This window comes from Flavobacterium aquiphilum, assembly GCF_027111335.1.
Lineage (GTDB): Bacteria > Bacteroidota > Bacteroidia > Flavobacteriales > Flavobacteriaceae > Flavobacterium > Flavobacterium aquiphilum.
In genome coordinates this window covers 2,524,511-2,546,594 of sequence record NZ_CP114288.1, presented here as the reverse complement: position 1 = coordinate 2,546,594, position 22,084 = coordinate 2,524,511, and the positions used below count along the sequence as shown (strand labels likewise).

The 22,084-nt window shown below is 36.4% G+C and carries 13 protein-coding genes; 2 read left to right on the top strand and 11 right to left on the bottom strand.

Features of this window, described 5'->3' with window-relative positions:
* Positions 1-16 precede the first annotated feature (16 nt).
* Positions 17-475, top strand: coding sequence for a hypothetical protein (locus OZP12_RS10475; RefSeq protein WP_281224914.1), 459 nt, complete (start codon positions 17-19; stop codon positions 473-475).
* A gap of 111 nt (positions 476-586) precedes the next feature.
* On the opposite strand, the gene OZP12_RS10470 is transcribed toward OZP12_RS10475, so the two are convergent.
* Positions 587-859, bottom strand: a complete 273-nt coding sequence (locus OZP12_RS10470) for a helix-turn-helix transcriptional regulator (protein WP_281224913.1) — start codon at positions 857-859, stop codon at positions 587-589.
* 1,294 nt (positions 860-2,153) lie between these two features.
* Entirely contained in the window at positions 2,154-2,777 is a 624-nt protein-coding gene (locus OZP12_RS10465) for a Crp/Fnr family transcriptional regulator (protein ID WP_281224912.1), read from the bottom strand.
* A 393-nt stretch (positions 2,778-3,170) separates the two neighbouring features.
* Here OZP12_RS10465 and OZP12_RS10460 point away from each other — a divergent pair, with 393 nt between their 5' ends.
* Complete coding sequence (locus OZP12_RS10460) at positions 3,171-3,347, top strand: helix-turn-helix domain-containing protein (RefSeq protein WP_349293579.1); 177 nt, start codon at positions 3,171-3,173, stop codon at positions 3,345-3,347.
* Positions 3,348-3,393: 46 nt separating this feature from the next.
* On the opposite strand, the gene OZP12_RS10455 is transcribed toward OZP12_RS10460, so the two are convergent.
* From OZP12_RS10455 to OZP12_RS10415, 9 genes are all read right to left on the bottom strand, one after another.
* Entirely contained in the window at positions 3,394-5,598 is a 2,205-nt protein-coding gene (locus OZP12_RS10455; RefSeq protein WP_281224911.1) for an alpha-galactosidase, read from the bottom strand.
* Between the two features lie 59 nt (positions 5,599-5,657).
* On the bottom strand, positions 5,658-6,998 hold the full coding sequence (locus tag OZP12_RS10450; protein ID WP_281224910.1) for a DUF6055 domain-containing protein: 1,341 nt from the start codon (positions 6,996-6,998) through the stop codon (positions 5,658-5,660).
* A gap of 57 nt (positions 6,999-7,055) precedes the next feature.
* Positions 7,056-8,267, bottom strand: coding sequence for a M24 family metallopeptidase (locus OZP12_RS10445; protein WP_281224909.1), 1,212 nt, complete (start codon positions 8,265-8,267; stop codon positions 7,056-7,058).
* Positions 8,268-8,323: 56 nt separating this feature from the next.
* Positions 8,324-10,468 (bottom strand): family 43 glycosylhydrolase, encoded by a 2,145-nt coding sequence (locus tag OZP12_RS10440; protein ID WP_281224908.1) that lies wholly within the window; start codon positions 10,466-10,468, stop codon positions 8,324-8,326.
* Positions 10,469-10,474: 6 nt separating this feature from the next.
* A complete protein-coding gene (locus tag OZP12_RS10435; protein WP_281224907.1) occupies positions 10,475-13,165 on the bottom strand; it encodes a DUF5695 domain-containing protein in 2,691 nt (896 codons plus the stop codon).
* Between the two features lie 63 nt (positions 13,166-13,228).
* Positions 13,229-14,920: a DUF885 family protein gene (locus OZP12_RS10430; RefSeq protein ID WP_281224906.1), complete on the bottom strand. Its 1,692-nt coding sequence runs from the start codon at positions 14,918-14,920 to the stop codon at positions 13,229-13,231.
* A 35-nt stretch (positions 14,921-14,955) separates the two neighbouring features.
* The gene (locus tag OZP12_RS10425; RefSeq protein ID WP_281224905.1) at positions 14,956-18,009 is read right to left on the bottom strand and encodes a beta-L-arabinofuranosidase domain-containing protein; all 3,054 of its coding nucleotides are present in this window, start codon (positions 18,007-18,009) and stop codon (positions 14,956-14,958) included.
* 52 nt (positions 18,010-18,061) lie between these two features.
* Positions 18,062-20,317, bottom strand: coding sequence for a S9 family peptidase (locus OZP12_RS10420; RefSeq protein WP_281229021.1), 2,256 nt, complete (start codon positions 20,315-20,317; stop codon positions 18,062-18,064).
* Positions 20,318-20,460: 143 nt separating this feature from the next.
* On the bottom strand, positions 20,461-21,894 hold the full coding sequence (locus OZP12_RS10415; RefSeq protein WP_281229020.1) for an APC family permease: 1,434 nt from the start codon (positions 21,892-21,894) through the stop codon (positions 20,461-20,463).
* Positions 21,895-22,084: the final 190 nt, after the last annotated feature.

Here is a 22,084-nt window from a genome sequence, read left to right as displayed (position 1 = left end):
ATAACATATAAAAAGTATGAACATCATTTATCAAAATAATTTCGGAACTATACATAAAGACAGAATTATCTTGAATCTTCAAAACAAAAAAAAAGCAATTCAGCTTGAAAATATTATTAAAATCACTTTTGTTAAAAGACAAAAATTACATTTAAACTATCTACTACTTTTTATTGCTTTTTTTTTATTTAGCTTCAAAAACAATAGTATTTCAAGCTTTGAAAAACTATTGTTTATATTATTTGCTTTTATATTTTTAATAATAAGCTACTACTTAAAGTTATTCCAATACAAACTGGTTGTATTAAAAACACATGGTTTTGAAATAATTAAAATAACTAAAAATTTAAGTAGAGACGCTTTAGATCTTACGAATCAATTTAACGACTTTAGCTCTCAAATACATTCATCAACAGACTATAATAAAAATAAGATTTTAAATTATTTAAATTTATCTACTGAAAAACAAGGATAAACACCAAGAGAGCGAAAAAAAAATATAGAATTGCATTAAAAATCATTCATGAATAAAAAAGGGTCTTTACAATTTTGGTTTTAAAAAAAAATTATATTAAGAGATTCTTAGTCAACTACTAGGAGTGCTTTTCATAAAATTATTCCCTTTGATATTGTAAGTCTCTTCAAAAAGAATTTGAACATCAAATTTAAATATGAACTCAATACTTACATTTAGCACTTTTGCAATTTTAATAAGCTTAGAAACTGTCAAATCCACTTCACCTCTTTCAATTTTACCATAACCACTGGTACTCATCTCTAATTCATCAGCCACATACTCACGCGTTAAATTTTTTAATTCTCTTATTTTTTTTATGTTCTTATATACTGCTGGCTTCATTCTAAAATAAAATTTAAAATAATTATTTGAAATTCAATGATTTTTTTTTTAAGAAATAGGACTCCTAATATTTGATAAACAAAATCAAATTTAGATTGTTTGAGAAAAGTTTTATTAAGCTAAAAGTGACAATGATTCCTTTTGAAGGAGAACTTAGTCCTTAAACTTAAAAAAACATCCTTTTTTTATTTGTATATACAAGTGTTTATTTAAAAAATTGTGACAAATTAAAAAGCAACAAATATGTTAACCTGAAACAAAATAATAAAACATATTAATCCTCTTTTTTTTATCATAAACCCTTACAATGATTGCTATGGCAAGCCTGCCGAATAATTTTCCTTCATCCATCTTCTACTAGGCTTCGAAAAAGATTCTTTTCAGTATTGTTTAAGATATTAGTCATTAATTTTCTTGTTTTTACAAATCTGTTAAGCTATATCCACTTTCAAAACTTTAGCTATAAAATCAGTATTGCTTTTATTTTTTCCTGGCCCCACCTTCTTGCAATGGTATTGATTTGGTCATTACTGCTGCACTATCTTTTACTGCTACCAGATGTTTTCTAAGGATCTTTGATTCTTTCTTCTCTTCTTGATCAGACAACGGTAAAATAATCTTTTTCTAATTCTATCATCCTTCCAAAATATAATGCGCTTCCCTATAGACTACGAATTTTCCTAACTATCAATCATTAATCAAACTAACTCTATATTTTTAATAGAAATTACTTTTGATTTTTTATCGAAAAGCCTTTTTATTGGCCCTCATTAAAAACATCGCTCTATACAAAATAAAAAATGATGAATTGGAAATTTTACATTATAGTGCCACTCCGTGGTAAAATTCTACCTATACTTTTTTAACAATTGAAAGTCCACTTATTTTTATCCAAAATGCTATTCTTAATTAGAAACAATTTAAATCCTATCTTTTTTCTCCTTAAAATGTAAAAGTAAAACTTCTTAACTTTCACTATTCACGGAAAAAACAAATAAATTCTTTTTTTTATTCAAAATCAGACTTTTATTAATTATAAATCACTGCGGATGATCAAATTAAACATATAACTCAATAATCGGAAAAAACAAGAAGTGGATAATCGTTAAAATTCCATATCAATAAATCACAGCTTATCTCAAACACCATAAAATACTAAAAGATCATATTTATTGCATTGCTTTAAATTTTTTAAAAAAGCACTTTTTTCCTATAAAATATATTTTATAGCTACAAATTAAAAGGCTAAAATTATTATAAATAATAACATTTGTTATCATTTTTATTACACCACTCAACCTGTGCGCTTTAATCTGCTTAAATGAACAGGACTAATATTTAAATAAGAAGCAATATAACGTTGGGGTACTCGTTGTAAAATATTTTGAAATTTTTCATTCATAGTTTTATATCTTTCTATAGGTGTCTGAGTGTATAAAGCTCTTATTTTATCATTTACCAAAAAAAAATATTCTTCTGCAATTAACCTTCCTAATTTTTCACCATTCTTAAGTTTTTTATAAAAATCTTGAAGCATTTCGAAGGTTATTGTAACTACAACTGTATCTTCCAAAGCTTGAATAAAATAACTAGATGGAATATGTTTCAAAAAGCTTTCATATTCAGTAGCAAAAGTATTTTCGACAGAAAAATGAAACGTCTTTTCTTCACCATTTTGATCAATAAAATAAATTCTAAGCAAACCCTTCACTACAAAAAAGATACTTCTACAAACGGCTCCCTCCATAAGAACAACCTCTTTTTTTTTTATAGATTGTAATTCAAATGCTTTTGAACAATATTCCCATTCTAAATCACTTAATTCAATGTAATCAAGAATAAATTCACGTAAACTATTAACACCACTCACTTTTATAAATAATTTTGATACAAATATTGAATAAAATATTAATACCAAAATGTCTTTTTTAATTTAATAGATATGCAATAATTTTTTAAAATACAGATTTGAAAAAAAGAATCAAAATAATCTTATCATTTTACTTTAGACATTCTTTTCAGAAGATGATATCCCATTTCATATTAGAATATGATTGGAAAAGACGATATAACTGACCATCAAATTCCAATTTTAATTGAGTAGCACAAATTAGTAAACCTATTAAAACCAAATTACTATTTAAATTCACATTAAAACTAAATAGTCGATCTAAAAAAGGGAGGGCAAACACACTGAAATTTACAGCTAATAAATGAAATAAGAAATTTTTACTTTTTAAAAATACCATCACAAGTATTTTTAAAAAGAAGAAAGTCATTATTGATAGAGTTCTGTGAATCTTAATTCGAAATAGAAAAAGATACGAATCCTGTTTCCGTATTAGCCCGTACCCAACTACACTGTGAAAAAGACCTTTCTATCAATTCTATCGCTGAACTTTCTGGATTCCCAGACATTGCCAACTTCAATCGGAAATTCAAAGAGCTAAAAGGAATTTCACCTTCCCAGCACCGATCTCAATTTTAATTTTTAGCACTTATAAATCAGAACCGGGAGTAAACAATAGTACAATTTATCCTTTAGGATCAACAGCGGTAATTTCCAGCACTACACTGTTTTCCTGACGGGAAGAAGAAACTTTCAATCCGATTTTCATCAGGAAGTCACCCGAATATACAGTTCCTGATTCTTCAAAAGTCTTTTTCCCTTTTGGCATTACATTGATTTCTTCTACTTTATACATCTTATTTGCATCAAGCCCTTCGAATCTAACCAAACCATAATTAGGATCTGTCAATGGATGCAGGGTATATGAAAAAAGTACCGATTTCGTTTTATTTTCATTTACATACATCAATACTGCCCTGCTGTCCTCATTAGGGGAAACCAATCGGTACAAATCGCCTTGCCAGATTACCGGACTTAAGCGTTTGTAATTGGCAACTGCCTCCTGAGCATATTTCAGCTCCTCTTCCTTGAGCCCTCCAACATGAATATCAAACCCTAATTTTCCCATCATGGCCACATCGGTTCTAAACTTTATGGATTGATTCCCCATAGAAGTAACGTGATTGCAAACGGCCAATGCCGGATAAAAATTGGAATATCCCCATTGGATAAAAATACGGTCAAAAGGATCGGTGTTATCACTGGCCCAAAACTCGGTGAAATAATTCAGCATTCCATAATCCGACCTGCCTCCTCCTCCGGCGCAAAGCATCATTGGCAGATCCGGGTATTTCGACTTTATCCGGTCCAAAACTTTGTACAATCCCTTGGTGTAGTCAATAAACAAATGGGATTGCCGGTTCTTTAAATAAGTGGAATACGCACTGGTCATCATTCGATTGCAGTCCCATTTAAAGAAAGCCACACCCGACTGTGTCTGCATAATGTCATCGACCACCTTAAACACAAAATCCTGCACTTTTTGATTACATAAATCAAGAACCAATTGTGTTCTATAAAGACTCTTTTCCCTATTTGGAAGACTCAATACCCAGTCAGGGTGCTTTTCATACAATTCGGTTTTTTCATTAATCATTTCTGGTTCAATCCAAATACCAAATTTCACATCTGTTTTTTTAGCCTGTTCCAATAGAAAACCAATCCCATCGGGAAGTTTTGCTTTAGTCGCCTGCCAATCTCCCAAACCCGAAGTCGAACCGCTTCTTGGGTATTTGTTCCCAAACCAGCCGTCATCGAGTAAAAACATATCGACTCCCAATGTTTTGGCATCGATAAACATATTAGCCAATTTAGTCTGATCAAAGTCAAAAAAAGTTGTCTCCCAATTATTCAGCAAAGTAAGACGTGGTTTTTCACCGTCTTTCAGACCATATTTTCTTGCCCAATTGTGCAGATTTCTGCTGGCCTGCCCTTTTCCATTATTGGAAAACGTATAAATAAAAGCTGGTGTTTTAAATATTTCTTTGGGTTCCAAATTGTATTCGGAAGCAAATTCATTGATGCCTGAGATGATTCGCAATTCATTATTATTATCAATCTCAAATGCATGCTTAAAGTTACCCGACCAAGCTATAGTCCCTGCAATAACTTCGCCAGTATTTTCACTTGACTTTGAATTAAGCGAAAGAAAAAAATTGGGTGAAGCAAACATATTGGTCCGCACTCCCAATTTTGAATCAATGACTTTACTTCCTCTGGTAAGCTGACTTTCTTCCATTCGCATCTCTTCGACAACATCACTATAAAATTGGGTCAGCCAGTATTTATCGGCATCCAAATGCAAAGCTGAGGAAGCATAATTATAAAGCATCACCGGCTTTTTTTCCTGATGCTGAATTTCTGTCCACGATTCGATTACATTTTCCTTGTAAAAAACTTTATAGTGAAGATCAACAAATACTGGATACTGAGGGTCTTTTAAGCGAATGACAGTTTCCGTTGTATTGGCATCTATTTTTGAAGAATTGTGATTTTGATATTCCAATTCCGATGAAGGATTTCCGTCGTTGTGCGTTATCCGGATGGCGGGTTCAAATAAATTATCTGTGCCAAAAGCAGGGTAAGCCAGATGACGCAGATCGATTAAAGGATTGCCGTCGTTTATGACAAATTTCTTGGTGTTTTCTTTCGAAATGAATTCATACTCTGAACTGTTATTGAGCTTAGTTCCAAAATAAGTCTGATAAAGCTTTTTGTTCTTACCTACTTTTAAAACAAGAGCTGAACTTTCCGTTTCAATGCGAATCATTTCTTGCGCCTGAATTGAGAAACACAACAGAGTTAACAGTGAGAATAATAATTGCTTCATCTTTTATATTTTTAAAATAGATCTGTATTTTTTTGGATAAACACTAAACGGCTTTCCTTCTAATTAATCTCAGGAACCGTACCAAATAACTGAAACTGATAAGGCCATTGCTCATCGGGTGTTTTGTCTGGATTCTCGCCCCATCGGTTAGGCCGAGGCCAATGTTCAGCAGGAGCACCGGAAACCACCAGCCATAAATATTCAGCATTTTTTGGAACTGTGAAAGAAGCTTTACCAGCACTCTTTTTGAAAGTTTCACTATACACCCGGTCTCCATTTTTTAATTGAGCCACAAAACCATAACGCCAGCCCGCTTTATCAGCTTTCACTTTTGAAAATCCATCTGCTCCGGCAATTCCCTGAAAATTCAATTTTATTTTAGTTCCAAATTGCGGAACATTCAGCTTAATTCCATTGTAGCCATAGTTTTGAGGACAATTGATTGAATCAATCTTATACCAGCCATTTTGCATTTTATCAACTTTGGTGTAATGCTTATTGGCATATTGTCTGGCAACAGAATCAATTCTTTTCAAATCCCAAGTTATAAATTTTCGGCTGGCATCAAATATTTCATCATTAAACTGTTCTTGTGTGAGTGCATTCAAGCGTTTGTATGTCAATACGGGATCTTCTCCTTCCTGGGTATTCCGCATCAGTTTTCCGAAAAAGTCTTTTCCCCGTTTCTCTGACCAATATTCAATTACATAAGGAGAATGATACATATTATAAGGATGCAGAAATCCATAATGAGTTCCTTTTAAATAATCAGCCAAATGATAATTTTCAAAAGTCATCCAGTCAGGATATACCTGCCAGAGCATATATTGTGCAGACATTTCCTGAATAACTCCATCGGTGCCTTTTCCGGTATCGGCGTGGCTTAAATACTGAAAACTGTGTCCCAATTCATGCGCCAAAACGCCATAAGGTTCTTTATGCACACGAACCGCAGGTGTCCAAAAAATTCCGACTTTATCTTCCTCTCCTCCACCAAAAGCCGTCTTTTCCTCACCTTTGAACACATACACCAAAATCTTGTATTTATTTACAAATGAATTACCTGATTCCACAAGTTTTAGCTGATTGACATAGATATCGTATATCCTTTCACATTCACTCAGCATTCTTTCAGGATTGAAACGCTCCGATTCTTCGGGATTGGACATTGGGTTCTTCCCATAATCTTTATGCCAAAAAATCGCAATGTTTTCTGAAGTAACCATGTGCTCAAAATTATAATCACTCTTTGGATTTTTATAATCATTATCATCAGGAATCATCCAGACTTTTTTAGGAAGATATAATTCTTTCTCCTTCATTTCTTTAGGAAAACCGACAAAAAATGCAAAGCAAAGTAAGCAAGTTAAAATTTCTATCAGCGTTTTATTTTGCTGCATAATCGCTAGTTTTATTAACTAAAGTGAGTTAATGTTCTTTATAAAATTAGAAACCAATTAATACCCAAAAGGATTATCAACACTCTGCATGGGAGTGGTAAACCACTTAGGTTCCCTTTCAGTCATGTAAAAATGGTCTTCATGCCGGATTCCAAATTTTCCGGGAACACATATCATCGGTTCATTGCTTACCACCATTCCTTCAAGCAGTTTTATTTCACTTCCTCGAACGAGATAAGGAAACTCATGAATATCAAGTCCGGTTCCGTGACCCACTCTATGCGGCAATCCAGGTAAATCATAGTCAGGACTTAACCCTGCCTCAGCCAATGTTTTTCGGGCAGCATCATCTACCGATCCGCAGGAAGAGCCAATCTGTGCTGCTTCAAAAGCGGACTGCTGTGTTTTCTTTTCCAAGTTCCAAAAGGTTTTATATTCTTCAGAAGCTTCACCATAGACATAAGATCTTGTAATATCAGAAAGATATCCTTTGAGTTTACAGCCAGTATCAATGATAACAGCTTCATTTTCTTTTAACGGCTGGGGAACTGAAACCCCATGAGGATATTGGGTATCATCACCAAACAAAACAATACAAAAATAAGAACCGGAAGCTATTCCCGCTTTAATGTGTGCTTTATTAATAAAATCCACAACTTCGTCAACGGTGATTCCGGGTCTTAATATCCTGGCGGCAGCTTTTTGCACCTCCATTGTAATGTCTTTTGCTTTTTGAATTATTGCAATCTCATTTTTGGATTTATGCATTCTGCAGCCTGCAGTAATTGGCTGGGCATTAATAAAATCAAATGATCTATTTGCTTTTGAAATTCCATCAGCCAAAAAATAAGGTGACGACTCATCAATGGCAATTGAGCCGTCACTAATATTTTTATCTTCCAATAATTTACCAATCAATAAATAAGGAGATTCATGCTCTTCCCAGCAATTAATTGTCGATTGAACTTTCATGTATTTTTTGAAAGTCCCTTCTTCAAATTTTGGAACTATATATTCCAAAGAGCCATCCTCAAACAACAGCACGCCCACCATTCTCTCCGAAGCATTCCAAAGAGTTCCGGTAAAATAATACAGATTGGTTCCCGCGTTTAGATAAAGAACCTTCACAGAATGCTCTTTCATTAACCGCACCGCTTTTTGAATCCGTTCCAAATATTCATTCAGCTGAATAGACTTCACATTGTGAATTCTGTTTTCTATTTTTTTCAATTCAATTGCCACTGATGAACCTCCTACACCTATTGTCATTTTTTTTAAATTAAAAAGTTATTAATACAGGAACAGATTAATGGTTTGGTTATAATTTATTTGATCTGAGGCTTCGTTTTCTTCATGAGGTTCATTACATCTCCCTGATTAAGGGCATAATCATACATACGTAATGAAGCCAAAAAGCCAGAGAAATTTTCGCCGATATCTGATGCCCCAATTATGATTTTTGCTTTATCAATGGCTGATGACAAAAGCATGTTTTGCGAATTGTCCAAAACACCATCCACATAAACGTTCTCCACAACACCATCGAAAGTCAAAACAATATGATGCCATTTATCAGCCTGCGGGACTTTATTATACCTCATATCAAAATGCCCATCCAAATGCACTCCTGCACCATAATTTCCGCTGTTGTAAGCCAAAGCGTTGTATGAATTTGCCAAACCGAATTCCCTTCTGTCGCACCAGGATGCCAAAATTTCCCCTTCATTTGACACTACGGGATTTTTAACCCAGACCGCCACGGTATAAGAACCATTCCAAGCCAGACTTTTAGGTACTGATTTATCCAAAGTCAAAGCTCCGTTTACAAAATTAAAAACCTTAATTCCGTCTTTTTTTTCCAAAGAAACCTCTCCGCTTTTAGTGAAAATCCCTCCGATTGCCCCTTTGTTTTCAATGCTGGTAACGATTGAATTTCCTTGAATTCTATTGGCATCAAGATCAACCAATAATTTCTTTGAGCTTTTTACCGCAGCATCTTTGTCTGATTTTCTGTTTTTCAGCTGCAGCGGAATCTCAAACAATGAACTGTATGCTTTAATGTTCCAAACAGCAGCATAAAGTCCGGTTTTTTCTGTGGCTAAAACCGTCAGCTTTAGATAACGTGCCGTAACGTCATTATCATCAATCATTGGGCTTCCGGCTGTATGGTTTTTGGATTTATCAGCATACATATTCCATTTGTTTCCATCTGCAGAGTACTCCAGTTTGTATTGATAATAATAACTGGCAAATTCAAATTGGGTCATTATCCTTTTTATTTTTTGGGCTGTACCCAAATCGATGGTCAGATGCTGAGGAGTGGTATTATCAGCCGCTTTCCACATCGTTGCATTGTTATCATCAGTGGCAAATGAAGGTTTGTACTCATAATCATACTGAAGCGATTTCAAATGATAAAATGACGAAGCTGTTGTTTTTGCCATAAAAGCGATATCATCAGGGACATCAGATTTCAACAAATCACCTATTCCCTTACTCGATGGCACCACTTTTTTTATAGTCGAATCATTTTCAAAAATCATTTTATCAATGCAGACCTGTCTCGCAAGCCCGCCTCTTGTCATTGGGTAATCGTGCTTATGATACACGATGTGGTAATCATCATTCTCCCTCAAAACCGAATGATGTCCAGGACCATGCACCGTTTTATCTTCATTGGTGCTAAGAATCGGATTGTTTTTTCCGGGAGTAAAAGGCCCATAGGGTGAATCCGAATAAGAATACCGCACATTGTAGGTTTCGTCATGACAGGACGCGCCGGAATACATCAAAATGTATTTCGAACCTTTCTTCATCATATAAGCCGCTTCAAAAGGAGCCGGCGTCTGTTCCAATGGTATATTGACTGAATGCATCATGTCACCCATTGTCTTTTTATTTAATTCCCCCACAGCATATCCGCCGTTGTAATGCACCCAGGTTCCCCAATATCCGTATATTTTGCCGTCAGTGTCTTTAAAAAACTGTGCATCCAATGAAGGGAAACCTTCTCTTGGAAATCCATTTGAAATCACGGGTGTGTCATTTTCACTTAATTTCTTCCAAGGCCCTACAGGTGTATCTGAAACATATCCATAAATATTACAGCCTATTTCACAGTTTCCAAAATACAGATAATATTTACCGTCCTCCCCTTCAATTATGTCGGGAGCCCAAAAATTAGTAATCGCTTTTGCCGAAAAAGAAGGAATCTCCATTACATAATTATACCAATTTTTAAAGTCTTTGCTGTACCAGACTGTGGGAGCCCCAGATGCCAGCATTTCATTATCTGTAGTGGCATAGATATAATAAATATCACCAAACTTTTTAATGGTAGGATCGGCAAACCAGCCTGGTAAAATCGGATTTTTCGCTCCAGGGGTATTTATTTCAATGTCCTTTTGGGCGAAAATTATTCCCGTAAAAGCAAATGCAATAAGGCTGTATATTAGTTTCTTTTTTAGCATCAAATGTTATAAATTAATTTGAATGGCTTTACTTTTCAAAGCAATTTTGTAGGCACCTCTAACTTTCTCATAAGACAGATTCACCTCTTTGTCAACTCTTAAATAAGCATCGGGCGTAAATTCCGTTTTAGCATCCAAAGTAATTTTTACAGCACCGGTTTTTGTATTGTAACTGATACTTTTAAATGTTCCCGCATCCAAAGTAAGCCACATTTTTTTAGGCGCAAGAAATATTTTAGATTTTGCCGCCGTTGTAATTTCTACTTCAACTTCATCGCCGTTTTCTTTTAAATTACCTCCAAAAGCAACCCAGCCGTAATCCTTTTCATTTGTAATAAAGGTTGCAGTATTTACGGCGTAGCCAAAGAAACCGGAACCATAATCTCCGGATAAATAATCAATTTTCAGAGTTTCAGGATAGGAATGGAAAGCTGCTGGGCCAAAACCATCTTCGGTGATATTAGAAATTCCTCCCAATAATCCACCGTAACCAACTTTCAGCAGATGAAAATCATCAGGTGTTTTTTTGAACTGCTCCAAAACTGGTATAGCGTTCAAAGCCGAACCATAGTGATGAATCTGGCGCTCTACTCTGGAAAGTTTCCCTCCGTATAAGAAATCCCAATATCTGCGGGCATTTCCATTGTAAGCCCAGTGCGGCATAGTAGGCATATAAGCCAAAATAGCATCAAGAGTAACCTTGGCTTTATCATTGTATCCAAAATAATCCGACCACATATACACCTCTTCCTGTCCTGTGGAATCCCAAGGCATTTCGCTTCCAAAAGGATAATTAAGCGTTCTCCAATGATCGGCTCTTACTTTCATCTTGGCTTCCAGATTATTAGCCATTTCTGTATAGCCTTCTGTTTTTAAATCTTTTAAAATCAATAAAAAGACAGTTCCTTCCATTTGCCCGAATTGCGCATAATAAGGCGCCAATTTTGTCATTGCTATACTTGTTTCGTAAGCGCTCTTCAAATACCAATCCCAAGAATGGTTGGTAACCAAACCTTTGTAATATCTGGCCAGACGGTACATTGTCCAATGTGCGGCGGCAACGTGCGGATAATTATAGGAACGTCCCGGATCATCAGCCCCTTTTTTGTCCCAAGCTGCCCAAGTTTTGAAATTAATCTCTTTACTGTATGTTCCTTCCGGCATCTTTGCAGGTTCATAATAAAAAACACTTTTCTTAACTCCATACTTAAGAGTATCTGCTGTATTGTATTGAATACCGCCCCATAACGTTTTATCCACAAACTGCTCCAGCTTTTTTATTTCTTCTTTATTCGGTTCTATCAGCTGCTTCATCATCGCGCCAAGCCATCCGCCTGCACCTCCTTCATCACTTAATCCGCAAATCCAGGCACGGCTGTCCTGAACTACTTGTTTTTTGGTTTCATAATCATATGATATTACCGACGGGTTTCTGTGAAAAGGATCGTTCTTTTGATCAAACCATTGTGCCGTTGTCAAAAATTGCCCAAAATCGGCGACAACTTCTTTTTCAGATTTAATCACCTTGTAATTAATTGTCTGCTGCAGTCCATCTTCATAAATCACGGTCAATCTGGCTCTTCCCCATTTTTTACCGTGCACGGCATACTGGAAATATCCATTTTTATTTTTCGTTTTTTCATCAACTGTCAAAGCTCCTTCCGGCTCTATTTTAAAGGATTTCATTGCTTTTTTATAATTCAAAAAAAGCTGTCCGTCAACATCCTGAGGCAAAACATAACCCGGAATTCCTACGGCTACAGGACGCTCATTTTTAATCAGAGAAGACTGAATGTTTTTAATTTCATCAACCAATACAAACTTCAATGAAAAATTTTTAACCTCACCCGGCTGAAGTATCAGTGAAGTCGGTGTATTCCATTGATCGGCGGTTTTCCATTCGTTTTCAGCATAGGCTTTGCTTAACGGCATCCATTCGTGAAAACCTTCAAAAACAATGCTTCGCGGTGTTTCATCATCCGATAAAGGGCGGTAAGCCTCAAATGGCATATTCGCTTCAGGAAGCAGCAGTAATGCCGGTCCGTGACCGCTCAGCCGTTTTACTTCAAGATAACCGGCATCTTTACCGATGTAAGGATCAAAAAACACGTTTTGAACATGCGTTTCATCCAGAGTTTTTCCTTCAAGTATGTTATTAAAAATCATTGGAACACCCAAAGCACCTATTTCCTGAGCTGTATTGGATTTGTTTGTAATTTCAAAACGCATTACCAGACTCCCGTCCTTTTCTTCATAAAAACGTTTTATGGTTAAAGGAATATCCTGAGGCAGGGTATTGGACAAATCTGCGCCAGCCAAAACATTTCCGGAAACATCCAAAGCCGTAACAGCAGACCGTTTGGCAGCAGTCGAATAACTTTTCCAGCTTCCGTCTGCAGCTTTTACCCGGAAATTAATATCGCCTAATTGATACAGCCCGTCTTTATCACGAATAGCCAACCGATCTCCGGGTGTAAAATCGAAACTTTTATTGCTAACCGGAGATAAGGCAGCTACTGTCTGGGAAGATTTTACCAATTTCAATTCAAAAGATTTTGTATTCAAATTAATAAATCCCTTATCTATTTCAAGCGTTGATTTTTTTTCTTTAATTCTGTCCCAATACTCTTGTGCCTGCAAATTATTTGAAGCCACTAAACAGCAAATTGACAAGGCTACTATTTTTATTTTTTTCATATCTCGGTATTTATAGTTTTTTTTATCGGTCTATAATCATCGCCTTAAAGAAGCGTTTTTAAATTATTTAAAATCTGTTGAGAACTTCCAATTTGTTTTATAATCTTCTGAAACCGGTAAATCTTCAAGCAGTATCCTGAGTATTTCCACCGGCATTATATTTTCCTTCAAAACCCGGTCATGAAACTGCTTCTCTGTCCATCCCTTGGCCAGTAATTCGTTTCTTAAAGCATAAAACTGCAATCCTCCTGTCATATACGCCACCTGATACAGAGGCGCATCTCCGCTTGCAAAAGAACGTCTTACTTCTGCCTCGGCATTTGCCCGTTCATGACCAACTTCATTCACCAGTAAATCAATACATTGCTGCGGTGTCATTTCTCCCAAATGGTATTTTAATGAAAAAATAATTCGGGCACAGCGGTGAATTCTCCAGAATAACATTCCTAATTTTTGCTCAGGTGTCTGCGGAAACTGTTTGTTCCAAAGATTGATTTCCCAATACAAAGCCCAACCTTCCATCCAGAAAGGGGTATCAAAAGGAGCACGGTACGATTTGTAACGGCTGTTCATGAAAAACTGCAGATTATGACCCGGCAGTAATTCATGCTGCACCGTAGCACGGGAAAAATTTGGATTATTTCCCCGCATACTCATCAGTTTGTCTTTCTGATCCATGTCTTCAGTAGGATACGAAATACTGATTTCCCATCCTCCGGTAAAAAATGGATTTACCTTTTGGCGTTCGGAAGTCATCATAATCATCTGCCAGGTTTCTTTTGTCAAATCCGGCAAAGTAATTAAATCCCTTTCTTCAATAAATTTTACCGATTGATTATATAAATCAGTAATCGTCTGAGGCTGTTCACCTGCCGGCACATACGTATCCTTAACATGTTCCAGTGCAGCTTTCCAATTGTTTCCATAACCCAATTCTGTCGAAGCTTTGATCATTTCTTTCTTGCACCATTCAAACTGATTTTGAGCCGCTGCGATTAATTCTTCAGGGGAATACGGGATGTATTCAAAAGCCAGACTCTTAATTATGGCTTCTCTTCCAATTGGTTTACCAATAATACCGCTCCCATCATCTTTTATACTGGTTTGTGGATAATTGGTTTTTAGAAATTCTTCATACGTTTTAAGCTTTTCTGACAGCTTTTTATATGGTTTTTCCATCCACCAGGTAAAATCAGGATCATAACCGTAATAGAAATCGTAAGCTTCCTTCAATGATTTTTCAAAAGAAGCCACCGTTTTTGAAGCTTTATCTGCTGCAAACCAGTCTTTAAAAGGTTTGCCTTTTAACTGTTCTATTTTTTTATCTATAACCGCTCCGGTTATATCAAACACTTTGGCCAGCTGACTTGAAACCGGCCGTTTTCCTCTTCTTCTTTCTTTGATAAAAAGATTAATTTCTTCTGAAAAGTCTACAACAGAAGCGACTTCTTTAAAGGCTTTATAATCTAACTGCAAAAAATAATCCTCTTTGTTAATCAGGTTTTTTAATAACAGATAATCTGCTTTTCCGTCTTTTGACAAATTTTTAAAATCAATATTTTTTACTGTTTTTGTCCAGTCAGCATAAAACTTGGAAAAACGCACATAATATTCTTCCGATTCTTTGTTTGCATAAAAATTCTGCAGTGCGGTTTTATCAGCCTGATAAGTGTTTACCACATCCACAAGCTCGCTCGAAAACGCTGGTATCATCATAAATAAAAATAAAATAAGACTTATAATTGATTTTTTCATGTATTTTGTTTGATCTTTTATAATGTTTCAGTCCATTATTTCAGCGTAACATCGAGATAAACCGAATGACGGCCGTAGGTTTCATAAAAAGGTTTAAAAAGAACTCCGTCTATATTAAATTCTAATTTTTCAGTATCCCCTTTTATTGTTTTACCAATGTTTTTACTATCCAAAGTTATTTTGTGCCAATCTTTTATTGGTTCAGTTTCCTGTGCTGCAAGCAATACCGGACCATAAAACAAACTGGCAATATTCTGCTGATCCATAACTGGTTCCAGATGAAACTCAAACGGCATGCGAAGCTCGATTGTGTCTCCGTCTTTCCATTTGCGGCTCAAAGTAAGATAGCTTCCCGGCTGGGCTTTTACTTTTTCCTCTTTGCCGTTTATCTTCACAAAAAATCCTCTAGCTGCCCAATAAGGCACACGCACATTGATATCAAAACTTCCACTTCCTTTAATCGTCAATCGTGTAAAATCTTTTTTAGGAAAATCAGTTGTCTGTACTACAGTTACATTTTTTTCGGTCCATTTTAATGTTGACGGCACATAAAGATTAACATAAAGCACGCTGTTCTCTGCGCTTTTAAAATAAATTGAATTTTGAAATTTGGTATTGCTCTCAATAGCCGTTCCATTGCAGCAGGTAAATCCTGTCATGTGCGGATTGCCAAATTGTTTTACAGATCCTGGCCTTAACGGAACATGATAGGTATTTGCTGGACTGTCTTTTGCCACGGAAGCCAGTATATGATTGTAAAGTCCGCGCTCATAATAATCCATCAGCTCTCCACGCTGTTCATAAAGAAAAAGATCTCCCGTTAATTTCAGCATGTTATACGTAGCGCAGGTTTCATTTTGACCACCGGAAGAAAAACCATTTTCATAAATCGTTGCCGGCTGGCTGATAAAGCATTCTGCATTGGCAGGATTACGTGCTCCGGCAACTCCGCCAATGCTGTACATATAATCATTTACTGTTTTATGCCAAAAATTATCGGCAATCTGATAATATTCGGGCGCATTCGAATCACGATACATTTCGAGAGCACCCATAATCTGCGGAATGTGCTGGTTTGCGTGCAATCCCCGGAAAGTATCTACATTTTTTGCCAATCCATGAGAATGCTGCGCGTCGCCATAGAATACTTTTATATTGTCAAACAGCTGTGCAACTTCTAAATAATGTGGATTTTTGGTTATTCGGTAAAGTCTGGCCATCGCTTCATTCATTCCTCCAAACTCGCCTGCAATATATCTGTTCCACATACTGATGAGTGTCTCTGTAGGCAGTTTTTTCAAACGGGCATATACCCAGTCTCCCATTCCTTTGGCTGTTTCGAGTGCTTTTTCGTTACCGCTTACTTCATAAACATCCATTAAACCGGCAAGAATTTTATGCAGTGTATAATAGGGAGCCCAAATTTGTGTTTTCTGCCCGCCGTATGTTGCGCCATTTTCCAGCATAATAAACTGATCCGGAGGATAGGCACTTATAAAACCTTTGCCCCAATTCCAGTAATCGGTACGTATGCCTTCTGTGCTCAATTCTGAATCGTATGCAGTTTTGCCCGGTCCAAAAGGCACTGCGGCAGGATCCGAAACAAACTTTCCTCCGGCTTCTTTGGGATTTCCGGAAAGCTGTGACAATTGATAAAGTGTATTAACCATATACTGCATTTTATCTGCAAAATTTGCCTGCAGTGCTTTATCATAACCTGTACTTGCATAAGCCTGGGCAATTGCTGTCAAATAGTGTCCTGTCGCGTGACCCCGTAATTTGGTTTCCTGAGTGTCCCAAACCCCCAACGGTTCTGCTTCTTTAGGCTGCTCCTGACCAAAAGTATTGCGAAACATATACAGGAAAGAATCAGGATCTGTGGTTGCAAGAGTCGAAATGAATTTATCCCTATTCTCAATAAATTTTGTTTCGTGCCCCTCTAAATCATTATTCAATGAAATTTGATCAAGTTTGAAAACTTCGAGTTTACGTTTCGGTGCCGTTAATGTTTTATCCTCTTTTACTATAATAACAGCTACCGGCTTTAAATCGGTGCCGGAAACCCTTCCTGTCACTGTATACTGTCCGGCTTTGAGCACCTGACTATTATCTTTTGGCGAAGGCCAAATAACACGCACTTCGGGTCCTTTAAAACCATTGCGGTAAATTCCTTTTATATATGCAGGTATTCTTGGAAGATATCCTACTGCAGTTTCTATTTCTATGTCAGGTACGCTGGCCAGATACTGATTATAAAGCTGTGGAGTAGTCTTAGAAAATTGGGGAAGATCTGCAGCCGGTTCTTCCTGTTCTTCTTCCTGTCCTTCCTTTAAAGCATTATTATAAATTCTGTTAATCTGTTTGTCATTAAGAGGAACTCTGTAAATCCTGAAATCGTGCAATTTAGCATTCAGATAAGGATCACCTTCTGACAATGATTTCCCTATAAAAAACTTGCTTTTCTCTGCAGATTTACTGTCAAACAACTGATTTAAATTCAATTCTGCATTCTTGGTTTCATTTACCAATACTCCATTTACATACGTGCTGAAAGATTTTGAGGGAATATTAATCACAACAGCGATATGATTCCATTTATTTATTGCTATGACTGCCGAATTTGTACTGTATTTTACTCCCGCTCCGGCTGTGATTTCTGCCTGAAAATCTTCTTTGGTTTGGGTTCCTGCCGGTGCTGCAAAAAGATGAGAATCAGTACTTTTTCCAAAATCAAAAAAACGCTGACCGCGCTGTGCCGAACGCAGATAAATCCATCCTGTTACAGTCAATGATTCTTCCCCGATCAAGCCTTCACCCGGAATTGAAACAAAAGCTTTGCTGTCTGCCGGCAAAGAAAGTACCGTTCCAAACTGATCATCATTTACAAACCTGGCTTTAGAATCTTCAATTTTACCATGCAGATTATTTCTCGACCAGTCTTTTGCATCACCATCAAATAAATATCGTGAAATTAATCCTGTTTCACCAATTCCGTCCAAAATCTGATCACCGTTTTGAGCCCGTACCTTTGTTGTGGCTACTACCAAAACACTTAAAACTGTACAAATAAGCAAGTTATATCTATTCATAATTCCTTTTCTTCTTGATTAAAAAACATTTTTCACCTACCCTTTTTAATGTTTACTTTTTATAAATTTCATCCCAGGAAGGAGGTGTAACTCCCAATAAATGCTGTACAAAATAATCTCTTCGTTTTCGTTCTCCAAAATCTCCTCCAGCTGAATGCCCCATTCCGGGAACAGTAACCAGTTCAAAATTCTTGTTGGCTTTTATTAAAGCATTTGCAAACTGCATCGTCGAAGCAGGATCAACATTGTCGTCCAATTCGCCCACAATCAGCATAAGATTTCCTTTTAACTGCGCAGCGTTGGCAGTATTTGAGCAAGCTTCATACTCTGGTCCTATCGGATATCCCATCCATTGTTCATTCCACCACATTTTATCCATTCTGTTATCATGACAGCCGCAGGATGATACAGCAACATCATAAAAATCAGAGTTAAAAACCAAAGCGGCAGCTGCATTCTGCCCTCCTGCCGATGTTCCGTGAATGCCGACTTTGTCAATATTGATATAAGGATATTTGGCCGCCGCTGCTTTCATCCAAAGTTTTCTATCAGGGAAACCGCCGTCTTTTAAATTTTTCCAGCAGACATCCTGAAAAGCTTTGGAACGGTTTGAAGTCCCCATTCCGTCGATCTGAACTACAATAAATCCCAATTCTGCCAAAGATGACATTGCCCAATAATAAGGCTGAAAATTCTTTGGAACAAATGAATCCTGTGGACCTGCATAGATATATTCGATAATTGGATATTTGCGGTTTGGGTCAAATGTAGTGGGCCGCACTATAATTCCCCAAATATCTGTTTTAGCATCCCTCCCTTTGGCCGTAAAAACTTCCGGAGCGATCCACCCGGTCTGCTTCAATGCAGAAATATCTGCCTGCTGCATTTCTAAAACTGTCTTTTGAGAATCAGTACTTTTTAAAAGAGTCACAGCAGGAAAATCAACTCTGGAATACTGATCTACATAATATTTATAATCAGGTGAAAATATGACTTTATGATTTCCATTTTCTGAAGTAAATCTTACAAAGTTTTTTCCGTCAAAATCAATTCGACAGAAATGCAGTAAGTAGGGATCCTGACTACCATCCAATCCACTGGCGGCAAAATAGATTTGTCTCTTTTCTTCATCTACTTTAATGATTTCCCTAACGGGCCAATTCCCCTTTGTAATCTGATTTTTCACCTTTCCGGTAACAGCGTCGTACAGATACAGGTGATTCCATCCGTCACGTTCTGAAGCCCAGATAATTTCATTGCTTTTTTTGACGTTATATCGGTATCTTTTTCCGCTGTATTCCACAAAAGTAGGACTGGTTTCTTCTATAATTACCTTTACTTTTCCGGTTGCAGCGTTTACTTCCAGAACACGATAAACCTGATGCCCGCGCTGATTGTATTCAAAAGTAAAACCGCTGTTGTCATCATACCATTCGATTCCTGAAATATCATATTGCTGCTGAAACAAATCAGTGGCAACACTAATTTGTTTTTTTGAAGCCAGTTCAAATACCTGAGGACTTTTAAAAGGTAATTGATCACCCGGTTTTAAATAATCACGGGTCTGCAGTTTTGGCTGCAACTGATCTTTTGGACTCGATTCTACAAAATAGATTTTATGTTCTTCACCAGGTCTTACTTTATAAGCCATTATTTTACGGCTGTCCGGTGACCACTGCATGTATGAGGAATAATAAAACCCTTTCGACCCGTCATAACTCAGCTGAATTTCTGCATTTGTTTTTTTGTTTCTGACATACAGATTATAATTTTTTATAAAAGCAATATTCAGCGAATCCGGGGAACCTACCGGCTTATTTCCTAATTCATTAAAATTATCTCCCCAGTATTCATCCTTTTTTAAAGTTTTTTTATATCCCCCCTTTATTCTGCTCAACTGGTACGTATTCAAATCACACGAAAATTTTACAGTGTCTGTGGTAAAAAGCAGTGTTTCCCGGTTTTTGCCAAATTCCAAATTCTCGATGGGAAGATCTTTCAGACTGACTTCTCTGCCTAAACTTTTTGATAAAGAAACTGCCAATTGATTATGGTCAAAAGCCGGAAATTGTTTTTGCTCTTTTGAATCAGCCCAGATAAACTCTTTCCCTTTTACATTGTTGTTAATGTACCATAGGCTGCCGTTTTCCATCCAATGAAATTCTTTGGGAGTATTAAACACCTTATTTTTGAATAAAGAATCTACCGCATTTGCACGTTTATATTCTTTCAGTGTTCCTTGACTGAGTACAGTTAAACACCACGAAAGTGTTAAAATTACACTTATTTTTTTACTAGTTCTTCCCATAATTTTATTATTAATAAAAATAATTCTAATCTATCTCGCCCTATTGGACAATATTAACACATACTAAGACTATATTACCCATAAAGAGTAATGTAATCAAGAAAATGAGACAACTCATTACCTACCCCAGAATAGTACTTTTCCTATTGCAAAGGAAAAAAGGGTTTTGTCTCTTCTTCTTTTATCAAATAATAAATTGGAATCCCAATCAACATAATCATAACCCCCCATCCGCAGGTCGTCATTTTTGTAAACAATAGGGAAATTGAAACAGCGGAAGCAATTAGGATATAGATCCATGGTAAAAAAGGATAACCTATTGCTTTATAAGGGCGTGCAAGATCCGGCTGTTTTTTACGCAGAATGATAATCCCGTAAATAGTCAGGATGTAAAAAATAAGGACTATGATAATTACAAAGTCCAATAAATCTCCATATTTACCTGTAAGGCATAACACAGACGCCCATAAACACTGTACCCAAAGGGCCCATTCGGGAACACTGGCTTCATTAAGTTTAGCTGCTTTTTTAAAAAAAAGGCCATCATTTGCCATTGTATAATAAACCCTTGCCCCTGCCATAATTAGTCCGTTGTTACAGGCAAAAGTCGAAATCATAATCATCAGGGCGATGATATAGGTTCCAACGCCCCAGAAAATATACTGAGATGCCACAACCGCTACCCTATCCGATTTTGCCCCGGCAATTTCACTAAGCGGAATTACCGCCACATACATTAAATTGGTCAGCACATAAATTATGGTAACGATAAAAGTTCCCAAAAACATGCTCAAACCTACATTGCGCTTGGGATTTTTAATTTCTCCTGCAATGAAAGTTACTCCGGTCCAGGAATCACTGGAAAACAAGGTGCCAACCATAGCTGCTGAAATTCCCGAGAGTAAAGCTGTTGTGCCTATAGGAAACCAGGTTCCCTTTTCGCTATTAAAAGAATGCGGTTTCCATGCATTGGTCCAATTCGCTTCCCAAACGGATGCTTTAGCCGCTAAAGTAAATCCGAAGATAATCAATCCTGAAATGGACAGGATTTTGATAAGGGTCAAAATAGTTTGCAAAGTTTTACTTTTTTTTACCCCATGGGTATTCAAATAAGTAAGGAAAACGATTATTATTATAGAAACTATTTGTGCCGTATTAACTTTAAAACTTCCTACTTCTAACAAAATATTTTCGTCGCTGACAATTGGGATTAAATAGGCCGTAAATTTGGAAAAGGCCACCCCCACAGCCGCAATGGTTCCGGTTTGGATCACTGCAAAAAAACTCCAGCCATACAAAAAGGCCACTAGCTTATTATAGGCTTCTTTTAAATAAACATATTGTCCGCCTGCATTGGGAAACATAGCGCTTAATTCGCCATAGCTTACTGCCGCAATCATGGTAATTATTCCGGAAATCAGCCAGATTAAAATCAGCCAGCCTGTAGAACCTACCTGCCTTGCAATATCGGCACTCACGATAAATATGCCTGAACCAATCATGGATCCCACTACAAGCATGGTTCCATCGAGAAGTCCTAGTTCTTTCTTAAATTCTTTTTGATTGTCTTTTGTCATTATGTAGTTGGTTTGTTTAGTTAAATTTTAAAGATCTATTTCAGATTCCAAATATGGTCAGCATTTAGAATTTAGTTTGAATAAAATAATTCAAAATTGCAATAGCATTATTTTAAAAAAAATGTAACTGCTCTGTGATTAGTTATAAAAAAAATAGCTTCATTTTTAAATCAAAAATGAAGCTGAATTT